The sequence below is a fragment of the Pseudomonas sp. 273 genome (assembly GCF_029201425.1).
In the GTDB taxonomy this organism is placed as follows: Bacteria; Pseudomonadota; Gammaproteobacteria; order Pseudomonadales; family Pseudomonadaceae; genus Pseudomonas; species Pseudomonas delhiensis.
Genome location: NZ_CP116775.1, coordinates 5,311,925 through 5,335,074, shown reverse-complemented (window position 1 = coordinate 5,335,074; position 23,150 = coordinate 5,311,925). Strand labels below are relative to the sequence as shown.

At 68.9% G+C, this 23,150-nt stretch carries 22 protein-coding genes; 16 read left to right on the top strand and 6 right to left on the bottom strand.

The window, feature by feature from the left end:
• The first annotated feature begins 57 nt into the window (after positions 1 to 57).
• From PKO50_RS24310 to PKO50_RS24295, 4 genes are read left to right on the top strand one after another with little or no spacing between them, the layout of a single operon-like run.
• Positions 58 to 849, top strand: coding sequence for a DNA-binding response regulator (locus PKO50_RS24310; protein WP_109934448.1), 792 nt, complete (start codon positions 58 to 60; stop codon positions 847 to 849).
• Positions 839 to 3,007: an ATP-binding protein gene (locus tag PKO50_RS24305; RefSeq protein WP_275627456.1), complete on the top strand. Its 2,169-nt coding sequence runs from the start codon at positions 839 to 841 to the stop codon at positions 3,005 to 3,007. The genes PKO50_RS24310 and PKO50_RS24305 overlap by 11 nt, the downstream gene beginning before the upstream one ends.
• A complete protein-coding gene (locus PKO50_RS24300; protein ID WP_275627455.1) occupies positions 3,007 to 3,636 on the top strand; it encodes a response regulator in 630 nt (209 codons plus the stop codon). The genes PKO50_RS24305 and PKO50_RS24300 overlap by 1 nt, the downstream gene beginning before the upstream one ends.
• Positions 3,590 to 4,402 carry a response regulator transcription factor gene (locus PKO50_RS24295; RefSeq protein WP_109936703.1) on the top strand — a complete coding sequence of 271 codons (813 nt, stop codon included), beginning with the start codon at positions 3,590 to 3,592 and terminating at the stop codon, positions 4,400 to 4,402. The genes PKO50_RS24300 and PKO50_RS24295 overlap by 47 nt, the downstream gene beginning before the upstream one ends.
• Positions 4,403 to 4,435: 33 nt before the next feature.
• Here PKO50_RS24295 and PKO50_RS24290 read toward each other — a convergent pair whose 3' ends face one another.
• The 3 genes from PKO50_RS24290 to PKO50_RS24280 form a co-directional block, all read right to left on the bottom strand.
• Entirely contained in the window at positions 4,436 to 5,242 is an 807-nt protein-coding gene (locus PKO50_RS24290) for a response regulator (RefSeq protein ID WP_275627454.1), read from the bottom strand.
• Between the two features lie 54 nt (positions 5,243 to 5,296).
• The gene (locus PKO50_RS24285; protein ID WP_275627453.1) at positions 5,297 to 5,881 is read right to left on the bottom strand and encodes a response regulator; all 585 of its coding nucleotides are present in this window, start codon (positions 5,879 to 5,881) and stop codon (positions 5,297 to 5,299) included.
• A gap of 63 nt (positions 5,882 to 5,944) precedes the next feature.
• Positions 5,945 to 6,133 (bottom strand): Flp family type IVb pilin, encoded by a 189-nt coding sequence (locus PKO50_RS24280; RefSeq protein ID WP_275627452.1) that lies wholly within the window; start codon positions 6,131 to 6,133, stop codon positions 5,945 to 5,947.
• A 236-nt stretch (positions 6,134 to 6,369) separates the two neighbouring features.
• Here PKO50_RS24280 and cpaB point away from each other — a divergent pair, with 236 nt between their 5' ends.
• From cpaB to PKO50_RS24225, 11 genes are all read left to right on the top strand, one after another.
• Positions 6,370 to 7,287, top strand: a complete 918-nt coding sequence (cpaB, locus tag PKO50_RS24275) for a Flp pilus assembly protein CpaB (protein WP_109936699.1) — start codon at positions 6,370 to 6,372, stop codon at positions 7,285 to 7,287.
• A 97-nt stretch (positions 7,288 to 7,384) separates the two neighbouring features.
• Positions 7,385 to 8,587 (top strand): type II and III secretion system protein family protein, encoded by a 1,203-nt coding sequence (locus PKO50_RS24270; protein ID WP_109936698.1) that lies wholly within the window; start codon positions 7,385 to 7,387, stop codon positions 8,585 to 8,587.
• On the top strand, positions 8,587 to 9,831 hold the full coding sequence (tadZ, locus tag PKO50_RS24265) for a type 4b pilus Flp biogenesis protein TadZ (RefSeq protein ID WP_275627451.1): 1,245 nt from the start codon (positions 8,587 to 8,589) through the stop codon (positions 9,829 to 9,831). Before PKO50_RS24270 ends, tadZ begins: the two co-directional genes overlap by 1 nt.
• Positions 9,828 to 11,069 (top strand): type 4b pilus Flp biogenesis ATPase TadA, encoded by a 1,242-nt coding sequence (tadA, locus tag PKO50_RS24260; protein ID WP_109936697.1) that lies wholly within the window; start codon positions 9,828 to 9,830, stop codon positions 11,067 to 11,069. Before tadZ ends, tadA begins: the two co-directional genes overlap by 4 nt.
• A complete protein-coding gene (locus tag PKO50_RS24255) occupies positions 11,066 to 11,962 on the top strand; it encodes a type II secretion system F family protein (RefSeq protein WP_275627450.1) in 897 nt (298 codons plus the stop codon). Before tadA ends, PKO50_RS24255 begins: the two co-directional genes overlap by 4 nt.
• Before the next feature lie 10 nt (positions 11,963 to 11,972).
• On the top strand, positions 11,973 to 12,884 hold the full coding sequence (locus PKO50_RS24250) for a type II secretion system F family protein (protein ID WP_275627449.1): 912 nt from the start codon (positions 11,973 to 11,975) through the stop codon (positions 12,882 to 12,884).
• Positions 12,884 to 13,651 (top strand): tetratricopeptide repeat protein, encoded by a 768-nt coding sequence (locus PKO50_RS24245; protein ID WP_275627448.1) that lies wholly within the window; start codon positions 12,884 to 12,886, stop codon positions 13,649 to 13,651. The genes PKO50_RS24250 and PKO50_RS24245 overlap by 1 nt, the downstream gene beginning before the upstream one ends.
• Before the next feature lie 60 nt (positions 13,652 to 13,711).
• Positions 13,712 to 13,993: a DUF3613 domain-containing protein gene (locus PKO50_RS24240; RefSeq protein ID WP_275627447.1), complete on the top strand. Its 282-nt coding sequence runs from the start codon at positions 13,712 to 13,714 to the stop codon at positions 13,991 to 13,993.
• A gap of 23 nt (positions 13,994 to 14,016) precedes the next feature.
• The gene (locus tag PKO50_RS24235; RefSeq protein WP_275627446.1) at positions 14,017 to 15,786 is read left to right on the top strand and encodes a pilus assembly protein TadG-related protein; all 1,770 of its coding nucleotides are present in this window, start codon (positions 14,017 to 14,019) and stop codon (positions 15,784 to 15,786) included.
• Between the two features lie 26 nt (positions 15,787 to 15,812).
• Positions 15,813 to 16,271 carry a TadE/TadG family type IV pilus assembly protein gene (locus tag PKO50_RS24230; RefSeq protein ID WP_089394702.1) on the top strand — a complete coding sequence of 153 codons (459 nt, stop codon included), beginning with the start codon at positions 15,813 to 15,815 and terminating at the stop codon, positions 16,269 to 16,271.
• 8 nt (positions 16,272 to 16,279) lie between these two features.
• Positions 16,280 to 19,036, top strand: coding sequence for a PAS domain-containing sensor histidine kinase (locus PKO50_RS24225; RefSeq protein WP_275627445.1), 2,757 nt, complete (start codon positions 16,280 to 16,282; stop codon positions 19,034 to 19,036).
• A 365-nt stretch (positions 19,037 to 19,401) separates the two neighbouring features.
• Here PKO50_RS24225 and PKO50_RS24220 read toward each other — a convergent pair whose 3' ends face one another.
• A complete protein-coding gene (locus tag PKO50_RS24220; RefSeq protein ID WP_109935684.1) occupies positions 19,402 to 19,590 on the bottom strand; it encodes a hypothetical protein in 189 nt (62 codons plus the stop codon).
• 209 nt (positions 19,591 to 19,799) lie between these two features.
• Positions 19,800 to 20,345: a TetR/AcrR family transcriptional regulator gene (locus PKO50_RS24215; RefSeq protein WP_275627444.1), complete on the bottom strand. Its 546-nt coding sequence runs from the start codon at positions 20,343 to 20,345 to the stop codon at positions 19,800 to 19,802.
• A gap of 459 nt (positions 20,346 to 20,804) precedes the next feature.
• Between PKO50_RS24215 and PKO50_RS24210 the strand changes: the two genes are divergently transcribed.
• Positions 20,805 to 21,818: an MASE2 domain-containing protein gene (locus PKO50_RS24210; RefSeq protein WP_275627443.1), complete on the top strand. Its 1,014-nt coding sequence runs from the start codon at positions 20,805 to 20,807 to the stop codon at positions 21,816 to 21,818.
• 253 nt (positions 21,819 to 22,071) lie between these two features.
• Here the strand turns inward: PKO50_RS24210 and PKO50_RS24205 are convergent, their stop codons facing one another.
• Positions 22,072 to 23,103, bottom strand: a complete 1,032-nt coding sequence (locus PKO50_RS24205) for an RNA methyltransferase (RefSeq protein WP_275627442.1) — start codon at positions 23,101 to 23,103, stop codon at positions 22,072 to 22,074.
• Between the last annotated feature and the right edge of the window lie 47 nt (positions 23,104 to 23,150).

The window sequence follows — 23,150 nt, the reverse complement described above, 5'->3', positions numbered from 1 at the left end:
GCTCTGTAATGGCAAAGTAACGGTCGGTCGGAGACTGACGTGTAGGAACTCATCGGAATGCCGAGCTTTATTCCCGATGTGCTGGAGGGGCAGCGCATCCTGGTCGTCGATGACGTCGAGAGCGAGCGCCGGCTGCTCGCCGAATACCTGCAGCAGCGGGGTTGCCGCATCTACCTGGCGAGCAACGGCCAGGACGCCTTCAAGAAGGTCCAGCTGGTCAACCCCGACCTGGTGCTGATGGATGTGCTGATGCCCGTCTGGGATGGCCTGACCTGCTGCCGGATGATGCAGGCCAACGCCCATACGCGGAACATTCCCGTGGTCTTCCTGACCGGCGCCTGCACCCCAGAGGAGCGCGTCCGCGGCCTGCTCGTCGGCGCCGTCGACTACATCTCCAAGCCCTTCAACCTGGAAGAGGTGCGCCTGCGCCTGACCATCCACCTGCGCCGCTGGGGCACGGACAGGCAGGCCGAGTCCACGCCGCTCAACCACGTCGGCAACCTCGACAGCATCCTGTTCCAGTCGGCCCGCCAGCTGCTGGTGCGTTCGCTGTCGCACACCCCGGAGCTGCAGGAGCTGGCGGACGCCGTGGGCACCAACAGCAAGCGCCTGAACGAGGCCTTCCGCCAGTGCGTGGGGGTGACGGTGTTCGAGTACCTGCGCGAGGAGCGCATGAAGGAGGCCTGCGTGCTGCTCAGCGGCACCGGCCTGCCGATCCAGGCCATCGCCCTGGAAGTGGGCTTCACCAGCGGCGCCAACTTCTCCACCGCCTTCCGCGAGCGCTACGGCCTCTCGCCCAGTCAGTTCCGGCAGTCGCGCCTGGACCTGGAGCCCGGCGATGCGCCCTGACCCCCGCGCCGCCTTCACCGCCCTGCTGGGGTGCCTGGCGCTGCTGGTGGTGGTGGGCGTGTCGCTGCTGCTCAACCGTGGCGACCTGCAGGAACCCCACATCGACCTGACCAGCGCCGCCCAGGTGCTGGAGGAGGCGCCCGGCCAGCTGCTCACGCCGGCGCAGGCCTGGCGGCTGCAGGGCTGGCAGCCGGCCGATGCGCGAAGCCTGGCCGCGCCGCGGCGGGAGTCGACGCTGTGGCTGCGCCTGCGGCTGACCAACCCGGATGCCATCGCCTGGGAGCGCTGGCTGGAAGTGGCGCCCTGGCGGGTCGGCGAGGTCGACCTGTACCGCCTGGACGCGGCCGGCGAACGCGTCGTCGGGCACTGGCACGTCGGCCTGTCGGTGCCCCTGGCCGAACGCTCGCTGCATAGCCGGCGCAACCTTCTGCCGGTGGCGCTGGCCCCGGGGGAGAGCCGCGAGCTGTTGCTGCGGGTGTACAGCGAGAACCGCCGGAGCCTGGCCCTGAGCCTGTGGGACATGGGCGCCGTGCTGGCCCAGGACAACCTCGAGCAGCTGACCCAGTCGATGCTGCTCGGCTGCGTGCTCACTCTGGCCGTGCTGCTGTTGCTGCGCCTGGACTGGAGCTTCGCCATGCTCGCCCTGTGGCTGGGCGCCGCCTACGCGATGGAGGCGGAAAAGGAAGGCTACCTGGCCTTCCACCTGTTCAGCGGGCTGTCCGCCCATGGCCCGGGCATGCGCATCGCCTTCTGGCTGGTTTCCCTGGTCGGCTTCCTGGCCGCCGCCCGGCGCCTGCTCGGCCTGGCCGGGCGGGGCACCTGGCGGCGCCTGTACCTGGCCGGCATCTTCGCCTGCCTGGCGCTGCTCGTCGCGCTGCCCGGGCTCGGGAACAACCAGGCGCGCACGCTGAACCTGGCGCTGAGCCTCTGCATCCTGGCGTGCTGGCCGCTGTCGCTGCTATCCCTGCGGCTGCGCGGCGACTTCTGCCGGCAGGTCCTGGTGGCGCTGTTCCTGCTGAGCTGGGCGGAAAGCTTCTGGTTCACCCTTTCCTACGTCCTCAACCGCGGCTACAGCGGGCTGTTCAGCATCGATGCGCTCATGCTCCGGCTGAGTGTCATCGTCGGCATCATCGGCCTGTTCAGCCTGCAGCAGCAGATGCGCAAGCAATGGATGGAGCGGGAGAGCCTGCAGAGCGAGCGCCGGCAGAACGCCCGGCTGGAGGAGGCGGTCTCCCGGCGCACCGCGGAGCTGCAGGCGGCGCTGGTGAAGGCCAAGGACGCCAACCAGGCGAAGGTCGAGTTCCTCGGGCGGGTCAGCCACGACCTGCGCTCGCCGCTGACCTCCATCATCGGCTATGCCCAGCTGCTGCAGGAGGAGGGCGGGCGCGGCACCCGCAAGGCCGGCGTCATCCTGCGCAGCGCGAGCCACATGCTGGCCCTGGTCAATGATCTGATCGACCATGCCCGCGGCGTTTCCAGCGACCAGCTGGACGTCCAGCCGGTCTACATCCACGGCCTGCTCGACGCGGTGGCGATGGACGCGCACATCCTCGCCCGGCGCAACCGCAACGCGTTCCGGCTGACGCTGGCCGGCGACATCCCCACGGTGCTGCAACTGGATGCCAAGCGCCTGCGCCAGGTGCTGATCAACCTGCTGGACAACGCTGCCAAGTTCACCCACGACGGGCGTATCGGCCTGCAGGTGGAGGCCACCGAGCGCGCGCCCCAGGCTGGCCTGGCGCAACTGCGCTTCTGCGTGAGCGATACCGGCTGCGGCATTCCCGCCGAGGACCTGCCGAAACTCTTCACGCCGTTCTTCCGCGGCGCCGGCGGCGACGTCGAGGGCGCCGGGCTCGGCCTGGCCATCGTCGAGCACTGGGTCCAGCTCATGGGCGGGCGGGTGAGGGTGCAGAGCGCGCCCGGCGAGGGGACCCGCGCCAGCTTCGAGCTGACCCTGGCCGTCGGCACCGAGCAGGACATGCAGCAGCCGCAGCTGTTCGACCTGCCGATGAAGACCCTGCCCGTGCGCGGCGAGGGGCGCCTGGTCTGGGTCGTCGAGGACAACGCCGACATCCGCGACATGCTGGTGGACCTGCTGGTGGCCAGCCGCTTCCGCGTCGAGGCGGCCGTCGACGGGGGGATTGCCGGGAGCGCCTGATGGCGCCGGGCGGTCAGCGGCCGGACCTGGTCCTGACCGACTACCTGATGCCGCGCTGCAATGGCGGCGAGCTTCTGCGGGCGCTGCGCGAACGCTGGCCCGACCTGCCGGTGATACTGATGTCCGCCACCCAGCAGACCATGCAGAGCCTCGGCCAGGCCGGCGGGCTGCCGTTCGACGCCAGCCTGGTGAAGCCCATCAGCCTGGCCGACCTGGGCGCCACGCTGGCCCAGCTGCTGCACCTGCGCGGCGGCCTGGGCGCCGTGGATGAAAAGCATGACCGCCGTCAGGAAGTCCTTGCCGAACAGTTGAAATCCTTGACGCCAGGGCAGCAGCAACAACTTCAGGCACTGGTGGAAGCCGGTGCCGTCACCGACCTCATCGAGTGGAGTCGAACACTCGCCGATTCCTGCCAGGCGTTGGCGGTGCACTTGCGGGAACTGGCAGAAACAGGGGACTTGGACTCCATAGAAAAACGATGGGCTGGTTGCTGGAAAGCGACCAGTGAAGTCTTGAGTTTTACTTTTGAGAAAGGCAAGGCCCCGGCAGCTTGCATGCCCAAGGGGTTGAGTGGGGGGGAAAATGAAAAACAAAGAATTCCGGGCGTTCGAGGTGCTGGTCATCGATGACGAGCCCGAGGTCGCCTCGGAACTTTCAGAAGTGCTGGAGAGCGTCGGTTTCGCCTCGGTCGGTTGCAGTTCCATCGGCGAGGCGGTCGCGCTTTTCAGGAAGAACGCCAAGTTGCGGATACTGGTCTGCGACCTGAACCTGGGCCGCGAATGGGGCCTGGACGCCATCGGGGAAATCAGGCGCGCGGTGGGGGACGATTATCTTTTCGAAGTCATCGTCCTCACCGGTTTCGGTGAAAGCGAAAAGGTGGTCGAGGCGATGCGCGCCGGGGCCTCCGACTTCCTCATGAAGCCGGTATCGCCACAGGAACTGATCGGGTCCGTGGAGCGCATCGAAAGCAAGCTGCTGCAGAGCATCAGGCGGCAACGCAAGATACTGCACCTGAACGGGCGCCTCGAACACATAGCGGAGTCGCTGAACTCGCTGTTCCAGGATGTCAGCGCGATAAAGATGGATGTCCACGGCGGCCAGGACGTATTCGGCCTGGCAGCGGACGAAGAAGACAGTTCAAGGAAGATGGATATCAGCAGCCCGCTGTTCTGCAACCTGACGCATCGCCAGCAGGAAGTGGCGCAGTTGATCTGCAAGGGCTATTCGAACTACCGGGTGGCCCATGAACTGGGTATTTCCGAGAACACCGTGAAGCTCTACATCACCCAGATATTCAAGCTGCTGCGCGTGAGCAACCGGACGCAGCTGGCCATGCTGCTCGCCGCCTCTTCCGTGGCGCCGGGGGGCATGGATGCCCGGGGTTCGCTGAGGTAGCCCGCGGCGAGTCCCGGGGAGGCCTGCGGGCCCCTACAGGTCCTGATTCACCCGGCGCCGCGGCGACGACTTGAGCGCCAGCTGGGTCCTGTTGCTGAGCCCGGTGAGCCGCAGGGACTGGGAGACGTAGAGCTTCACCGTGTGCTCGCTGATGCCCAGCTTGCAGGCGATCTGGTAGTTGCTCAGGCCCTTGCCGATGAGTTTCACCACGTCGAGCTGGCGCAGCGAGAGCTTGGCGAAGAACGGGTTGGCCAGCGGGTCTTCCGGCGCTTTCGCCCCGCCGCTGTCCATCGGCGCCTCGCCCTTCGCCGCCCTGGACGAAGTGTTCACGTAGTTGATCGCCTTCTTCGCATCGCTGGCCAGGGACTTCAGGCTCTCGGTCAGCACGTCCAGCCTGGACTCCGCCTGGATGACCCGCTGGCGGTTCCGGACGCGTTCCTCCAGCCTGCCGGCCAGCTTCTCCAGCGAGGCCAGCAGCAACTCGGGGTTCAGCGGCTTGGTGTGGAAGTCGGCGAAGCCGCTGCGCAGCACGTCGATCACTTCGTCCTTGCCGGCCCGCCCGCTGATGGTGATGGCCTCGAAGAGCCTTTCGCCGCCGGCCAGCGCCTGCATTTGCTCCAGCACCCTGGGGCCCTGGCTGTCCTGCAGGTCGAAGTCGAGGATCAGCAGGTCGATGCCGGGGTTGTCCCGGAACAGAGCCAGGGCCTGTGCCGCCGTGCCGGCGCCCAGGCAGCGGTAGCCGGCGCAGTCCAGCAGGTCGACCACCTCTTCGACGATGTCGGGCTCGTCGTCGAGGATGAGTATCTGGTGCCCGTGCAGCTCCGCTTTTCTTGTCGCCACTGTCTCTACACCTTGTTGCGCGGGCGCCGGCCCAGGCCGGATGCCGCGCTGCGTTCAGCCGGATTGCGGGAGGTTGCGCGAGCGCAGTTCCAGGTATTCGCTCAGGTCCTGGAGCCTGTCGCGCTCCAGCTTCCTGCGCATGTGCGAGCGTATCCGGCTGAGGAAGGTGCGCGGCTCCACCGGCTTGGGGATGAAGTCGGCCGCACCCAGTTCGAAGCCTTCCAGCTCGGCCTCGGTGGTGTCCTCGCCGGTGAGGAAGATGATGGTGATGTCCTTCGTCCGCGCGTCGGACTTGATCGCTTCGCACAAGCGATGCCCGTTCATGCCCGGCATGCCCAGGTCGGCGATGACGATATCCGGAAGGGGGACTTCCTGCAACTTGCCGAGGGCCTCATGGCCGGAGCCTGCGGTTTTTATATTGAAGAGACTTTCGAGCAACTCTGCCGTCGAGGCCAGTGCGTCGGGGTCGTCGTCAACGAGCAATATCAGGGGAAGTTCCGATCGGGTTAGCATCGCTATTCCGGAGTTCTGGGCAAGTTGGGTTGGACTGTTTCCTTTTTCATTCAAGCTGGGCAAGGCTGATCGCTTTTGGTTGCCCAGCCGCACGCGCGGATATTCATCGGGTTGCCCCACTTTCACAGGCCAGAACCCTTGCCGGTCTTGCCGAAGCCGTGGGGCGAGGCGGTTGCCGCGGCGAGAGGCTCAGAGCGCGTCGGAGATGCTCTGGAAGGTCGCAACCAGCTTGGGGCCGAGGATTTTCAGGGTGGCGATGATGGCCACGGAGATCAGGCCGGCGAGGACTGCGTATTCGATGGCGGTGGCCCCTTCCTTGTCCTTGGCGAATGCCTTGGTGGAAGAAATGAGTTTCTGGATTTTCAACTTGAAGTTCATGGTGCCTCCATTGCGGGTATATTTTTCAATTCTTCGATTCTCCGCACTTTTTGACAACCAGTAGCAAAGTCCTAGTAGCTTCTGGTTGTTTTATTCCACATGCCGCCAAGGTAACTTGCCGCCTCCTCGCAAGGACGCTGAGTCTGCTATCGGTTACTTGTTTTTCAAGTGCCCCCGCGACTTTCGTTACTTGCTTCCTGAATGTGCTTTCCGTTGGCTGCAACGAAATCATTATCATGAAAAGTAAATTGTTGATGGCGTTTGCCGGGCTTCTGTTGCTGGGGGCGGTGGTGGTCGGTTACCTGGGGTTGTCCATCGGCCGGCCCGAGGCGCCGGCGGTGGCCAGCGAGCCCGTACCCGCCGTGGTTCCCACCGATACCGACAAGTTGCAGAGAACCCCCGTGGTGGTGGTCACCCGCGACCTGCCGGCGCTGGCCGTGCTGGGCAAGGACGACCTGCGCCTGGAATACCTGCAGACCGCGCCGGTGGGCAGCTACACCAAGGCCGAAGCCTTGCTCGGCCAGCGCGTCTGGGTACCGGTGTCGGCCGGCAGCATCCTTTCCGGCGCGGTGCTGGAGCCCGGCGGGCCGCTGGCGCGGACCATCCGCCCGGACGAGCGGGCCATGGCCATCGCCGTGGACGACGTGGTCGGCGGCGGCGGTTTCGTGCTGCCGGGCGACTACGTCGACGTGGTGCTCTACGTCGCCGACCAGCAGGGCATCCAGCGCGACATCCGCGCCCAGCTGGTGCTGCCGGGCGTGCGCGTACTCACCTATGGCGAGCAGATCGCCGTGGCCGGCGACGGCCAGGCCCGCCATGCCGACGACGGCAAGGACAAGGAACGCAAGGTGGCGCGCACCGCGGTGCTGGCGGTGCCGGCGAACGCCACCGCGCGCCTCATGCTGGCCAGCCAGGCCGGTTCGCTGCGCCTGGCGGTACGCAGCAAGGACGAGAAGCTCTACGAGAAAGAGCAGCAGGGCAGCTACCTGCATACCGTCCTCAACCCCGCGAACACCGAGGCCGTGACGCTGGACCAGCTGCTCGGCCGCCGTCCGCCGGCGGCCCCGGCCGCCCCGCGCAGCCAGGCCCGGCCACGGGCCGCGGCGGGCGTGGCGGTCTACCGCGGCGGCACGGTTGCGCACGAGGCGCCTTGAATCAGCCCCTGGAGCAGGGAAAGGGAGTAGTAGGATGGCTTGCAAGATGGGAGACCGGCGTCCGGCTGGTCGGGTAGGCGTCTGCCTCGCGGGCGCCATGGCATGGGCGCTGCTGGCTTCGGCGCAAGCCGCGCCCAAGGCCTGCGAAGGGCTGGCTCTGCTGCCGCAGAAACTGGTACTGGCGGTGCAGCAGGGTGCCCAGCAGGACCAGCAGTTGCCGCTGCCGATCAAGCGCCTGGCCATTGGCGATCCGCAGATCGCCGACGTGCAGTTGCTGGACAAGCGCAATTTCCTGGTCACCGGCAAGGCCCAGGGGGAGACCAGCCTGCTGGTCTGGACCGGCTGCCCGGGCGACCCGCTGCGGGCCCAGGTGCAGGTGGCCGGGCGCTCGGTGCGTGACGTGGGCGCCGCCAGCGACGCTGCCGCCACGACCCTGCCCAGCCAGGTGCAGACCGACATCCGCTTCGTCGAGGTCAGCCGCAGCAAGCTCAAGCAGGCCAGCTCGTCCCTGGTGCGGCGCGGTTCCAACCTGTTCGTGCTCGGCGCGCCGGGCAGCCTGAGCGGCATCAGCGTCGGTTCCGATGGCGGCGTGAGCGGCAACTTCGGCACCGGCGACAGCGGCTTCAACGTCATCTGGGGCGGTGGCAGCAGCAAGGTCCTGGGCTTCCTCAACATGCTCGAGGGCAGCGGCTTCGCCTATACCCTGGCGCGCCCGAGCCTGGTGGCCACCAGCGGGCAGAGCGCGTCCTTCCTGGCCGGTGGCGAGTTCCCCATCCCGGTGCCCAACGGCAACAACGACAACATCACCATCGAGTACAAGGAATACGGCGTACGCCTGACCCTGACGCCGACGGTGATGTCCAGCGGGCGCATCGCCCTGAAGGTGGCGCCGGAGGTCAGCGAGCTGGACTTCTCCGCCGGGATCAAGACCGACGGCATCGCGGTGCCGGCGCTCAACGTGCGGCGCACCGACACCAGCGTGAACCTCGCCGATGGCGAGAGCTTCGTGATCAGCGGCCTGATCAGCAGCAACACGGTGAGCAACGTCGACAAGTTCCCCGGCCTGGGCAACCTGCCGGTGCTGGGCGCGTTCTTCCGCTCCTCGCAGCTGGACAAGGACGACCGCGAACTGCTGATGGTGGTCACCCCGCACCTGGTCCAGCCGCTGGCGGCCAACGCCAGTCTGCCCAAGCTGCCCGGCGAGGGCCTGCGCAAGTACGACCCCGGCTTCGGCGAGTTCTACTTCCTGGAGAACGGCCAGTTCGACGGCCGCGCTTCCGCCAACGGGATGTCCGAGTGATGGCCGGCGACCTGTTGGGGCGCAGCGGCAGCCGCGTGCCCGCCACGTCGGGCCGCAACGCCGGGCAGACCTTCGTCGCGCTGACCCAGCATGCGGGCGAGCTGGAGTGGCTGCAGAGCAGCCTGGCCAGCACCGGCCAGGTGGTCTGCGCCACCAGCGGCACCCTCGAGGAACTGCTGGCGCTGCTCGACGTGACCGGCGCCAGCGTGCTCTTCATCAGCCTGGGCAAGGCCAACCTGATGGTGCACGGGGCCCTGATCGAGGGCCTGGTGTCGGCGCGGCCGCTGCTCTCGGTGGTGGCCGTGGGCGACGGCCTGGACAACCAGCTGGTGCTGGCGGCCATGCGCGCCGGCGCCCGCGACTTCATCACCTATGGCGCCCGTGCCAGCGAGCTGGGCGGGTTGGTCCGGCGCCTGGGCGGGCGCCTGCCCAGCGTGCCGGTGAGCGCCGTGCACCAGGGCGAGCTGGTCGCCCTGGCCTGCGCCCGGCCGGACGCCGACGGCGCCTTCGTCGCCCTGCACCTGGCGCTGGCCCTGCAGGCCCAGGCGGGCAACCGGGTGCTGCTGGTGGACATCGGCCAGCCGGCCGGCGAGGCCCTGGCCATCCTCGGCATGGACGCGCCCTTCACCTTCGCCGATGCCATGCGCAACCTGCGCCGCCTCGACCAGACGCTGATCGACAGCGCCTTCAGCCGCCACGAGTCCGGCCTGCGCCTGCTCAGCCTGACCGACGAGCCCGGGGTGCTGGAGCGCATGACCACCGCCGAGCTGTACCTGCTGCTGGGCAACCTGCGCACGGCCTTCAGCCACGTGCTGATCAACTTCACCGCCATGCCCGAAGGCGAGCTCGCCCGGCAATTGCTGCAGCAGGCCAGCCGCGTGCTGTGGCTGGTGGACCAGAGCGTGCCGGCGTGCCGCAAGGGCCTGGAAAGCCTGCGTCGCCTGCGCGAGAACAGCCAGGCGCTGCCCCCCGTCGAACTGCTGGTGGAGCGCTACCTGCCGGCGGTGCCGCCGGACCAGCAGGCGCTGTGCCGCATGTTCGGCCTGGAGCTCTTCGGCGTGCTGCCGGCCTCGGCGGAGGCGCGCCTGCGGGCGAAGAACCTCGGCCGCAGCCTGTTCGAGGTGGCCCCGCGCGACCCGCTGGCCATCAAGCTGCGCGCGCTGGCCGAGCCGCTCGGCGCGCTGGACGGCCAGCCGCGGCGGCGCTTCCCCTGGTTCGGCCGCTTCCGGGGCGCGCGCCCATGAACTACGCCAGCAGCCTCGGTAGCCACGAGCAGGAGATGCAGCGCCTGAAGATGCGCCTGCACCGCTACATCATCGACGAGATCGACGAAGACGGCGTGAACCTGCTGGAAGGCGCGCGCGCGGCGGTGGCCCAGTACGTCTCCGAGAAGGTCGGCGAGTACGCCGCGCGGCGCCAGCTGGCGATCTCCCGCTACGAGCTGGACCGCCTGGCCGAGGAGGTGGTGGACGAGCTGACCGGCTTCGGCCCGCTGGAAGTGCTGCTGCGCGACCCGGACATCAGCGAGATCCTGGTCAACGGCCCCGACCGCGTCTTCGTCGAGCAGCGCGGCCGCCTGTACCAGAGCGACCTGCGCTTCATCGACGCGCACCACGTGCAGCGCGTCATCCAGCGCATCCTGGCGCCGCTGGGCCGGCGCCTGGACGAGTCCAGCCCGATGGTCGACGCGCGCCTGCCCGACGGCAGCCGGGTCAACGCCATCATCCCGCCGGTGGCCCTCGACGGCCCCTGCCTCTCCATCCGCAAGTTCAGCAAGGAACTGCTGCAGAGCGCGGACCTGCTGGCCTACCAGAGCGTCGACGAAGCGCTGCTGGCGTTCCTGCGCCAGGCCGTGGAGAACCGCTGCAACATCCTCATCAGCGGCGGCACCGGCACCGGCAAGACCACGCTGCTCAACGTGCTGAGCGGCTTCATCGACGCGCGCGAGCGCATCGTCACCATCGAGGACACCGCCGAGCTGCAACTGGGCCACGACCACGTGGTGCGCCTGGAAACGCGGCCGCCGAACGCCGAGGGCTATGGCGAGGTGACCGCCCGCGACCTGATCCGCAACGCCCTGCGCATGCGCCCGGACCGCATCATCCTCGGCGAGATCCGCGGGGTGGAAGTGCTGGACGTGCTGCAGGCGATGAACACCGGCCACGACGGCTCGATGAGCACGGTGCACGCCAACTCGGCGATGGATTCGCTGCTGCGCATGGAAATGCTGGTGGGCCTGGCCGGGCACAAGCTGCCCGAGCAGACGCTGCGGCAGATGATCTGCGCGGCGCTGGACATCGTGGTGCAGATCACCCGCCAGGCCAACGGCCGGCGCTGCATCAGCGAAGTGCTGGAGGTGCTGGAGGTGCGCGACGGCATCTACGTGACCAACTCGCTGTTCAGCCTGGACAGGCGCGCCAGCGGCAGGTTCGTGCGCACCGGCGTGCCGTCCGGGGCGAAACTCCGCCAGGTGCCGGCATGAGCGGCGGCGTGTGGCTGCTGGCGGTCGCCAGCCTGCTGCTGGTGGGCCTGGCGCTGTTGCTGCTGGGGCTGGGCCTGCGCGCGCGCAACAACGAGCAGGTGGTGCGCCGCCTGGTACCCGGCCAGGCTCCGGACGACATCAGCTCGGCGCGGCCGGGCACCCAGCACTGGCTGGTACGGCGCATGCGCCGCGCCGGCATCGTGCACATGCGCCCCTGGCTGGCCGGGGCGGCGCTGGTGATGCTGGTGCTGGCCGTGCCGCTCGGGCGTCTGCTCAACGTGTTCGGCGTGCTGCTGGCGGTGCTGCTGGTGCTGGCGCTGTTCAACGGCCTGCTCGGTTTGCTGTATCGCCGCCGCCTGCAACGCATGATCCGGCAGATGCCGGCCTTCCTCGACCAGGTGGTGCGCAGCCTGCAGGCCGGGCGCACCCTGGGCGACGCCCTGGAGCAGGCGGTGGCGGCAGCCGACGACCCGCTGCGGGCGGTCTTCGCCCGGGCCAGCAGCCACGTGCAGCTGGGCATCAGCCTGCCCGAGGCGCTGCAGGACATCGCCGAGCTCTACGAGGTGGAAGAGCTGCACATCCTGGCCCTGGGCGTGGCAGTGAACTACCGCTACGGCGGCAACACCACGGAGCTGCTGGACAACATCATCAAGGTCATCCACGAACGCGAGAAGATCGGCCGCCAACTGCGCGCCATGACCGGCGAGACGCGCTTCAGCGCCCTGGTGCTGGCGGTGCTGCCGCTGGGCCTGGGGATGTACATCCTGGCCAGCAACCCCGGCTACCTGATGGCCATGTGGACGGACGGCTTCGGCCGCACGCTGCTGCTGGCCTCGCTGGGTCTGCAGGCGGTCGGCTGCGTTGCGCTCTGGCGCATGCTCAAGAGCGTGTAGGAGGACGGACATGGACACGACCTGGTACGTACTCCTGGCCCTGCTGCTGTTCGGCGCGGCGCTGGCCCTGCTGGTGTCGCAGAGCCGCGCGGCCAACCGCGAGCAGCACCTGATCGAGCAGCGCCTGGGCGCCGCCGCGCAAGGCGGCGAGGACACGGCGCGCTGGGGCGCCCGGGCCATCGAACGGTTCGGCGACGGTGCGCTGGGGCGGCGCCTGCACCTGCGCGACCAGGAGGTCCACGACCTGCTGGCCCGCGCCGGCTGCAACGGCAACCTGCCGCGCAGCCTCTACCAGGCCGCGCAGCTGGCCTCGCCGCTGCTGGCCTGCGCCCTGGCGGGGCTGGTCGGCCTGCTCAGGGGCGCCGCCCTGGACGACCTGCTGCTGCCGCTGGCGTTCGCCGCCGGCATCGGCTTCCTGCTGCCCAAGCGCGTGCTGGCGCACCTGGCGGACAAGCGCTGCCGGCGCCTGGCCGACGAAGTCATCGTGTTCATCCAGCTGATCCGCATCCTCTTCGACACCGGCCTGACGGTGGAGCAGGCGCTGCGGGTGGTCCGCCTGGAGGGCCGCCACATCGTGCCGGTGCTGGCCGGGGAACTGGACCTGGTGCTGGCCCACGCCGACAGCGGCCTGGACCTGGCCGACGAGCTGGAACAGCTGGGCAGGCGCCTGCAGGTGGCCGAGCTGAGCGACTGCTGCGGCGTGCTGCGCCAGATGCTGCGCCAGGGCGGCAGCGCGCGCGCCTCGCTGGCGGCGCTGAAGGCACTGTTCGAGGACCGCCGGCTGACCTCGCTGCAGGAAAAGATCAGCAAGCTGTCGGCGAAGATGAGCCTGGTGATGATCGCCCTGCTGTTCCCGGCGCTGCTGATCATCCTGGCCGGGCCGGGGTTCATGGCCATCACCAAGGCACTGGGGGGAATGTGATGAAGACGTTGTGCTTGCTGGGCCTGCTGGGCCTGGCACTGGGCGGTTGCGCCAACCTGCCGGACAACCTCGCCGACGGCCTGGCGGGCATCGGCCAGCGCTGCGGCGGCCAGTTGAGCCAGACCCAGGAACTGCAGCTGGACATGGCCCGCGACATGCTGCGCGAGGGCCGCCTGCACGCCGCCCTGGCGCACCTGGAGACACTCCCGGCCGACTCGCTGGAGGTGCGCGAAAGCAAGGCCACCGCGCTGCGCCGCATCGGCAGCCCGCGGGCCAAGGCGGAATACCAGGGCCTGCTCGGCACCTGCAAGGCCGGCGAGGCGCACCACGGCCTGGGCCAGATCGCCCTGCGCGAGGGCCGTATCGCCGAGGCCGAGCGCGAACTGCGCGAGGCGGCGCGGTTGCAGCCCACCGACCGGATGATCCGCAACGACCTGGGTGTGGTGCTGCTGCGCAAGGGCGACCGCGCGGGCGCGCGCTTCGAATTCCTCACCGCCCTGGAACTGGACGGGGACGACAAGCTGCCGGCCTCCAACCTGCTCAGCCTGCTGCTGCTGGAAGGCAGGAACGCCCAGGCCACGGCGCTGGCCGAGAAGGCGCGGCTGACCGACGAGCAGGTACGCCAGGCCCGCCAGCGCGCCGACGCGCTCAGGGCCGGCGCCGCGCCGCCGCGGGTGGTGCAGGCGGCGGACAGTGCCAGCGTGGCGCAGGTCCAGGTGCAGGCGCAGCCCCTGCCCAGGCCGCTGGTGGAACAGCAGACAAGGTAATCGACGGCGGGTGCCCGGCCACAAGACGGCCAGGGCCCGCGATGGAAGCGGAGAGTAGCTATGAAACGGATCATCCTCACGGGCCTTCTGCTGGCCGCCCCCCTGTCCCTCGGCGCCACTGAATCGGTGCGCTCGCAACCGGCCGGCAGCACCCGCGACCAGTGGGAAGTCGAGCAGTGGCTGCAACTGCAGCGTAGCGGCCGGCAGGCCTCGGCCAACCACCAGGCCGCCACCCCGGCCGAGCGCGACCGCGCCTACCGGCGCTACCTGGACAGCTACAGCCACCCGATCCCCGAGTACCTGCTGGACGAGAGCCGGGGCTTCAGCACCGGCAGCAAGTGATACCCGACGTCAAGGAGATGTCCATGTTCGGCAAGCGGCAGCGCGGCGCGATCGGTGTGCTGGCGGCATTGACCCTGCTGTTGGTGCTGATCTGCATGGCCCTGGTGGTAGACACCGGGCGCCTGTACCTGGAGCAGCGCAAGCTGCAGCGGGTGGCCGACATGGCGGCGCTGGAGAGCGCCACCCAGAGCGGCATGTGCGCCGCCCCGGGCAGCGTCGACGTGCAGGCGCTGGCCCTGGCCAGCGCGCGGCGCAACGGCTTGCCCGACGACGGCCGGCTGGTCGCGAGCCTCGGCGACGTGGACTTCGACGCCAGCGGCCGGCAGCGTGTCTTCCGCGCTGCCAACACCAGCTGGAACGACTCGGTGCGCGTCGTCGCCAGCCGCACTGTGCCCTCGAGCCTGCTGCTCAACGTCGCCGCGGTGTTCGGCGCCGGGACGCCGACCCAGGTCACCCTGCAGGCCCAGGCGGTGGCCAGGCGCCAGGCGCTGGCGGGGCTGTCGGCGGGCAGCGGCCTGCTGCGCCTGGACAGCACCAGCTCGCCCTTGCTCAATGCCCTGCTCGGCGGCCTGCTGGGCACCACCCTGAACCTCGACGTGGTGACCTACCAGGGCATCGCCGGGGCCAACGTCAACCTGCTAGCCCTGGGCGAGCAACTGCAGGCTGCCGGCGTCGACCTCAACCTCGGCTCGGTCGACAGCCTGCTGGACGCCGACGTCAGCGTGGCGCAGCTGCTCCAGGCCGCCATCGACGCCGCCGACGCCTCGCAGGTCGCCGGCGTCAACCTGGCCCTGCTGCGCAGCGCGCTCGCCAGCATCAAGGTGCCCTCGGCGAACCTCAGCCTGGCGCAGATCATCAGTGTCATCGCCCCGGACAGTGCGCGCGACGCGGCCCTGGGCGCCGACGTCAACCTGCTGGACCTGCTGATGGCCACGGCGCTGGTGGCCAACAAGGAACATGCGCTGGCGATTCCCGGCCTGACGCTGAACGTGCCGGGGGTGACCAGCCTGACGGTGAAGCTCACGGTGATCAGCCCGCCGACCATCGCCATCGGCTATCCGGGCAAGAATGCCAACGGGCAATGGCGGACCCAGGCCAACTCGGTGCAGGTGGCCCTGAACGTCGTGGCGGACGTGGACCTGCTCAAGCTGGGGCTGGTCAACGCCCACGTCGACCTGGGCGCGACCGTGGCCCAGGGGTACGCGGCCCTGGACAGCATCACCTGCGGTGGCGCCCGGAACGCCTCGCGGGTAGCGGTCAAGGCGCAGCCCGGCGTGGCGGCAGTGGCGCTCAACGACCTGAGCGTGAAGCTGCTGGGCAACGGCCAGGCCTACCTGGCCAAGGTGTCGGTCAATACCAGCAAGGGCACGGTGGCGCTCGCAGCCCCCGGCGAGCAAGCGCTGACCTTCGACATCGCCTCGCCGGCCGATCTGCCCAGCGCCGTGCAGCGCGTGCAAAGCCCCCTGGGCGCCTCGCTGGCGGCGGGCATCGCCAGCCTGTCGCAGAACCTGCACCTCTCCGTCGAGCTCAACACCCAGGGCCTGCTGTGCAAGGCGCCCCTGGTCGGCTGGCTGCTCTGCCCACTGGGGAAACTGCTCGACGGCGTGGTCGGCGGCCTCGTCAATTCGCTGGCCGACCTGACCAGCCTGCTGACCCAGGCGCTGGCCTCGGTGCTCGCCAGCCTGGGCAGCCAGCTGATCGACCCGTTGCTGCAGTTGCTGGGCATCCAGACCGGCACCCTCGACGTGCGCATCATCGACTTGCGGACACCGGGCGCCGCGCTGGTGATCTAGGCAACAACGACTCTACGGGGGAACCCATGCAGCAGACACACCCAACCCGCCAGCGCGGCGCCGTGACCATCGAGTTCGCCGCCACCTTCATCCTGTTCTTCACCGTGTTCTACGGCGTGCTGGCGTACTGCATACCCCTGCTGGTGCTGCAGTCGTTCAACGATGCCGCGGCCGCCGGCGCGCGGGTGGCGGTGTCGGTGAACGATACGCTGGGTTCGCAGCAGTACCAGGCGGCCCTGCAGGACACCGTGGCCCAGGCCGTGGCGGACCGCCTCGGCTGGATGCCGAGCCGCTGGTACACCGGCTGCAGCGGCGGCAAGTTCGTCGCCACGCCGGTGGCCGAGGGGCGCTACACGCGCATCACCGTCTGCGTGCGCTACCCCGCCGATGGCGCCCCGCTGGTGCCGGTGCTGACGCTGCCGGGCATCGGCCCGGTGCCGCGGTTGCCCGCGGTGCTGCAGGCCCAGGCCAGCCTGCTGCTGTGAGGTCGACGATGCTGGGTCTGTTCCGTGGCCATTCCAACGACAAGGCCGCCCCGGCGCCGGACAGTGAGGCGCCGATGCCCCGACAAGACGTGCAGAGCGGGCTCTGCGAACAGTTCTGGCAATGGAGCCAGGAGCACTGGGACCTGTGCATCGAGCTGGACGCCGAGGACCGCGTGTGCCGCCTGGGCGGGCGCCGTGCCCGCTGCCTGGCGCCGCCACGGCATGCCGATGCGGCGTACCTGGGCGACTACCTGGAGCGCAGGTCGCGCCCCGCCGGCCCACCCCTGGAGGTGCGCCAGGCCGGGCAGGTGGACCTGGCCCTGCGCAGCCTCGACCAGCAGCCGCTGGTCTTCCGCATGCGCGTCAGCCCGCTGGCCGGCCGCGGCTGCCTGCTGCTGGGCACCGACATCTCCGACCTGAACTGGCAGAGCGACAGGGAAAAGTCGCAGATGCAGTGCTTCAACGTGATCAAGCTGCTGCTCTCCAGGCTCGGCCACGTCGCCCTGGCCGAGCTGCCGGGCGCGGTCGGCGAAGCGCTCGAGGTCATGGCGAACAGCTTCCGGCTGCAGTCCATGGCTCTGGTCCTGGCGCAGCCGGGCGGTGGCGGGCGGGTGTTCGCCAGCTTCGTCCGCCCCGGCGCCGGCAGCCTGCTGCGCGAAGGCCTGGCCTTGCCGGATTGCGGGCTCGCCGCCCTGGCCGACAGCACCCTGCTCGGCGCTGACGGGCCAGGCTCGGCACTGCTCAGGCAACTGTGCTGCGAGCACCTGCAGGTCGTTCCGGCGACGCTGCAGGGTGGGCAGGTGGCCTGGCTGATCGGCGAGCCGGAGGGCCTCGACGAGAGCCGCGCGGGACTCTCGCCCGGGGACTGGCAATGCCTGGCCGAGCAACTGGCGCTGCAGGTCTTCGGCCGCCTCGAGCGCAAGCGCCTGCGCGACGGCCTGCACCGGCTGAACCTGCTGGAGAACATGGTGCAGGGCGGCTACTGGCGCTATGACGCGGCGCGCGAAGGCTTCGAGTTCTCCGCCGCGGTGGCGGCCATCCTGGAGCTGCCGGACGGGCAGACGCGCTTGTCGCTGGAGGAACTCCTGCAGCGCTTCCACCCCGCGGATGCCGACGAGCTGCTGATACGCCTGCGCCAACTGGGCCCGGAAGGGGAGCTGAAGCTGGACCTGCGCCTCTGCCCGGATTCCTGGACCCAGGTGCGGCGCTGGCTGCGCCTGCAGGGCCGCCGGCAGGGCGGCATGGACAACGGCTTCCTCGGCGGCGTGCTGCTCGACGTCAGCGAGGCGCGGCAGCAGGCACAGCAGGCCGAGGCCACCCATGCCCGGCTGCGCAACCTGATCGACAAGGCGCCGGTGGTGATCTATGTGCAGCGCGTGGAGAACGGCCAGCTCATTCCGGAGTTCTACAGCGAAAGCGCCGGCAACCTGCTGGGCCTCGACCTGCAGGCGAACAACTGGCAGGCCCTGGCCGAGCGCGTCCACCCGGACGACCTGGGCAGTTTCTTCGAGCGCGGCCGCACGCTGCTGCGCGAAGGGCGCGTCAACGCCGAGTACCGCCTGCGCGATGGCGCCGGGCAATGGCACTGGCTGTACGACGAGGCCAAGCTGCTGCGCGACGTGCAGGGCATGCCGCGGGAAGTGGTGGGCCTGTGGCTGGACGTGACCGAGCGGCACCAGGCGGCGCTGCGCATCGCCGAGAGCGAGGAGCGCTACCGGATGCTGGTGGAGGACTCGCCGGCGCTGATCTGCCGCTACTCGGCCAGCCTGGCGTTGACCTTCGTGAACCAGACCTTCGCCAGCTTCCTCGGCGAGCCGGTGGACGAGTTGCTGGGGCGCCGCCTGGACTACTGGCTGTCCGAACGCGACTGCAGCGCGCTGCGCGCGCGCCTGGTCGAAGGCGCCGGCAGCGGCGCCGAGGAATCCTGGGAGCTGCGCTTCAACCTGCCCGGGCGGGAGTGCCGCTGGCTGATCTGGAGCGACCGCCTGTTGTTCGACGAGCAGGGCCGGCTGCGCGAAGCCCAGGCGGTGGCGCGGGACAACACCTCGGTGCGCCACTCCCAGCAGCAACTCGCCCAGGGCGCCAAGATGGCCGCCCTGGGGCAGATGGTCAGCGGCATGGCCCACGAGATGAAGCAGCCCCTGCACGTCATGCGCCTGGCGCTTTTCAATGCCTGGCAGCGGCTGGACGACCCGCAGTACCTGGGTGAAAAGCTGAAGCGGGTGGATGCGCAGGTCGACCGCCTGACCCGCGTGGTCAACCACATGGGGGTGTTCAGCCGCAAGTCCGACCTGGACATGGCCCCGTTCGACCCCCATGGCTGTTGCGAGGCGGTGGTGCTGCTGCTGGGCGAGAGCATGGCCCAGCAAGGCATCGCGCTGGAACTGGCGGTGCCGCAGGCGCGTCCGCAGGTGATGGGGTTCGCCGACCAGCTGGAGCAGGTGCTGGTGAACCTGCTGGCCAATGCCCGCGACGCCTTGCTGGAAAAGCGCGAAGGCCCCCGCTGGATCCGCCTGGGCCAGCAGCCTTGCACCGAACCCGGCTGGCTGGAGCTGCACGTGTGCGACAGCGCCGGCGGCATCGAGCCGGCGCTGCTCGAACGCATCTTCGAACCCTTCTTCACCACCAAGCCGGTGGGGCAGGGGACCGGGCTGGGGTTGTCGGTGAGCCACGACCTGATCCGCAACATGGGCGGCAGCCTGTGCGTCAGCAACGCCGAGGCGGGGGCGCTGTTCGTCATCCGCCTGCCGTTGGCGGAGGGTTGATGGGGGCGAACGAAAGTTCGCTCCCTGTGGTTTTTTCAGGAAGTTTGGAAGTTGATTGGCAGGGCTCTTTCAGCGAGGGCCCGAGGCTGTAGAGGTTTATCGAAGATAAACAACGCTTGGCTGCGAAGATATATAGAGCGAGGGCTCTACCATGCTTTTTGCGATCCTTGCTGGCGTGTTCGTGGTTATCGTCCTGGAATTCCTGCGGGTATTGAGAAGTTCCACCCGCAGGCGGCGGCGCGATGCCGGGGACGAATGAGCGCAGCGGGGGCGGGGAGCCATCCCGGCGGCGGGGATGGCGGCATGTTCACGGCGTGGGGGAGCGGCCTGGAGGGCCGCGCAGGGCGGGATGCGAGGCGGGGCGACTAGTGGTGGGCGGTCCGGCGGAAGCGGAGCTTCTGCCAGCCGATGGTGCTTCTGAAGTGCCCCGTATCGCCCCACAGCCTGAAGCGCAGGCTGCGGTAGAGCGACGTGGGAACGGTGCAGCCGATCCTTCTCAAGTGGCCGTACATCCAGACCAGGCCCTGGTCTTCGTAGTTGGCGCTTGCTTGCATGACGGGGTTTTGTCCAAGGCACGTATAAATGGGATTTTATTGTTTTGATTATTCGTCGTGCCGGTTCTTTTGGGTATATCCATATGGTGCTAGTTGTTTGGTCTAGGCATTGTTTGAATATCCACAAGTCATGAAATGGTTACGGTTTCCGGTGAAGTTGCCGAAGTTGCAGTGGCGCCTGGGCGAGGAGGCGCCGCCCGGCGCCCGGTTCACTCCGGCGGGGCGAGCAGCGTGTCGATTTCGCGGAAGATCGCCTGCCATTCCTCCTCGCTCACCTCCATGAGGCCGAAGGAGCGCAGCAGGAAGGCGCCCTTGGCGGCGAGGAAGGCCAGGCGGGCGTTGCGGCTGCGCTCGTCCTCGCCGCCTTCCTGGATGAGCAGGGGGCGGTACCAGTCGCTGGACCGCTGGCGCAGTTCCTCCCGGCTGAGCATCGCCGCGAGCACGGCCGCGGCGCGCTTGCCCAGGGCCTCGTCGCTGGCGGCCATCAGCTGGACATGGGCGCGCAGGCTGTCGAGCGGTTCCGCTTCGTCTGGGGCGTTGTCGCGCACAGCCACCTCGAACTCCGCTTTCCATCGGTTGAACATGGCCTCGATCAGGCCATCCTTGGTGCCGAAGCAGGATTGCACGCCACCCTTGCTGATCCCGGCGGCCTTGGCCACCTCGCCGATGGACAGCGCCGCAACGCCTTCGCGCATGACTACGCCTTCGGCAGCATCCAGGACCTTGCCTCTATCAATGACGGGGCGTTTACTCATCAGGCCTCTTCTGCATTAGAATACGGTCGTATTTTAAGGTTGGCCAGCCGTGCGGCCGCCCGTGCCCGTTCTGTCCCGCTGCACCTGGCAGCCATGGGACGGCACGGCCCTTCTCGATTCGCAGCCGCCGCGAGAGCTGTGCGCTTCCGGTGATGGCCAGGGACCATAGCCGGCAGGGAGGCGGTGGCTTCCATTCCTGACCGATTCGTCAACGTTTGCCGCCCGCTCGGCGGGGGCAAGTCATCAATGTTCATGGCAATGGCGATTTTTTGACATTGCCGGTCTTGCGGGTGGGTGTCGCTCCCCATGTGGACGGAAGGCTGACGCTTTCACCCAATGGGGAAGCATAACGCGCCCAGCGGGAAAGGCACGTCAGACATGCTGGCAATTTACAGGCGCAGTTGCCGATGCCGCCTGGCGAGCCTTCGCCGAAGGCCGTCTCTGGATCGATGTATGGAAATGGAAAGCAGTACTTCCGCCGGTATCGCCTTCGCCAGGCGCATTCATGCGCCGCGCAGCCTGGGGTGCGGTCTGAGCTTCGTTTTCATCGCGGTGCTCGTCTATCCGGGCAACCCCCTGCTCTGGGCCTGGATGCTGCTCAACGGCTTCCTCTGGCCGGGCCTGGCCCGGGCCATCGCCGTGCGTGCCGCGGTGCCCTACCGGGCCGAACTGCGCAACCTGCTGCTGGATTCGCTGTTCGCCGGCGGCTGGGTGGCCGTGATGCACTTCAGCCTGCTGCCTTCGGCGCTGCTGCTGTCGATGGTCACCATGCACAACGTGGCGGCCAACGGGCCCGGCTTCATGCTCAAGGGCCTGCTGGCCAATGTCGCGGGCATGGCAGTGGTGGGGCTGCTGACCGGCTACCAGGTGGACCTGGAGACCCCCGGGCGGGTGATCTGGGCCTGCCTGCCGATGCTGTTCCTCTACCCGCTGGCGGTGGGCTGGACCAGCTACAGCCTGGCGCGCCGCCTGCACGCCCAGCGCCGCGCCTTCTCCCTGGTGGACTGCTTCGACCAGCAGCAACTGCTGCTGTCCTACGACGTCTGGCTGCACCGCCTGGCCCAGGAGTTCGGCCGCTGCCGCCGCGGCGGGCCGCGGGCGACCCTGGCGCTGATCCGCATCGACGACCATGCCCGCCTGCGCCTGCGCTACGGCAACCTCACCGCCGAGGCCCTCAGCGTGCGCCTGGGCCACCTGATCAAGGCCGAGGTGCGCAACACCGACCACGTGAGCCGCAAGCACCCGGACGAGTACCTGGTGCTGTTCCGCCAGACCCACGGCGCCGGCGCCCGGGCCTGCGTCGAACGCATCGCCCAGCTGTTCGGCAACTTCGACGGGGCGTCGCTGCCGCCGCTGTCGCTGAGCATGGGCCTGGCCGACTACTCGACGGACTTCGCCAGCGAGCACGACTGGATCGAGCAAGCCCGCCAGAGCCTGGCGCCCTGCGCGATCGCCGAGGGCGCAGGCCCGTAGGCGCAATGTGGGTGGGGCCGCGTAGGGCGAATAACTGGCACCGATGCCGGCATTTTCCGGCTATCGCGGACAGAGTCCGCTCCTACAGGTTGCCCTGACGTCGTGCCCCTGTAGGAGCGCGCCCTGCGCGCGAATCGCAGGCAGGGCCCGCTCCTACAATTCCAGGGAAGCACGGTCGTAGGAGCGGACTCCGTCCGCGATAGGCCGGGCCCCGCCGCGAAATCGCGGATGAATCGGACGCGTACAGAAATCCTCAACCGTGCAGACGGCTGGTGTTCACCAGGTCCAGCGCCCGCGCCCGCAACTGCCCGCAGCCACCGTCGACGTCCTGGCCGGCGCTGTTGCGCACCTTGGTCAGCACGCCGCGGCTGTGCAGGTAGCGCACGATCTCGACGATGCGCGCGCCGTCCGGGCGCTGGTAGGCGTCGCCTTCCAGGGCGTTGAAGGGGATCAGGTTGAGCACCGCGAACTTGCCCCTGAGCAGGCGCAGGATGCCATCCAGCTCGTCCTGGCCATCGTTCACGTCCTTGAGCAGCGTCCACTGGTACTGGATGGGGTAGCCGACCTGGCGGGCGTAGGTCTCGCCCAGTTCCACCAGTTCGTCCGGGGTGAGCTTCGGCGCCTTGGGCAGCAGGTGTTCGCGCAGGTCCGCGCGGGTGCTGTGCAGCGACAGGGCCAGGGCCGGTTTCACCCGTTGCCGCGGCAGGCGCTCGAACACCCGCGGGTCGCCCACCGTGGAGAACACCAGGTGCTTGTGGCCGATGCCGCCGTCGCTGCCGAGCACGTCGATGGCCTCCAGCACGTTGTCGAGGTTGTGCGCCGGCTCGCCCATGCCCATGAACACCACCTTCTTCACCCGCCGCAGGCGCCGCGCCAGCACCACCTGGGCGACCATCTCGGCGGCGCTCACCTGGCGCAGCAGGCCGCTGCGGCCGGTCATGCAGAAGCGGCAGCCCACCGCGCAACCGACCTGGCTGGACACGCACAGGCCCTCGCGCGGCAGCAGCACGCTCTCCACCATCTGCCCGTCGGCCAGGCTCACCAGCAGACGCTCGGAGCCGTCCCCGGCGGGGTGGCGGGAATGCAGGCGCGCCAGGCCTTCCAACTGCGCCGCCAGTTCCGGCACGGCATTGCGCACCGCCAGCGGCAGGAAGTCCTCGCTGGCCTGGCGCCGGGTGCCGGCGTCCAGCGCGCGGCCTTGCAGCCAGGCACGCAGCATCCGCCCGCGGTGGCGGGGCAGGGCGCCGAGGTCGGCGAGGCGTTGGTCGAAGTCGGTCAGGCGCATGGGGCGCGCATGCTAACACCGGCGCCGGGCGCGGCGAAGGCAGGGCG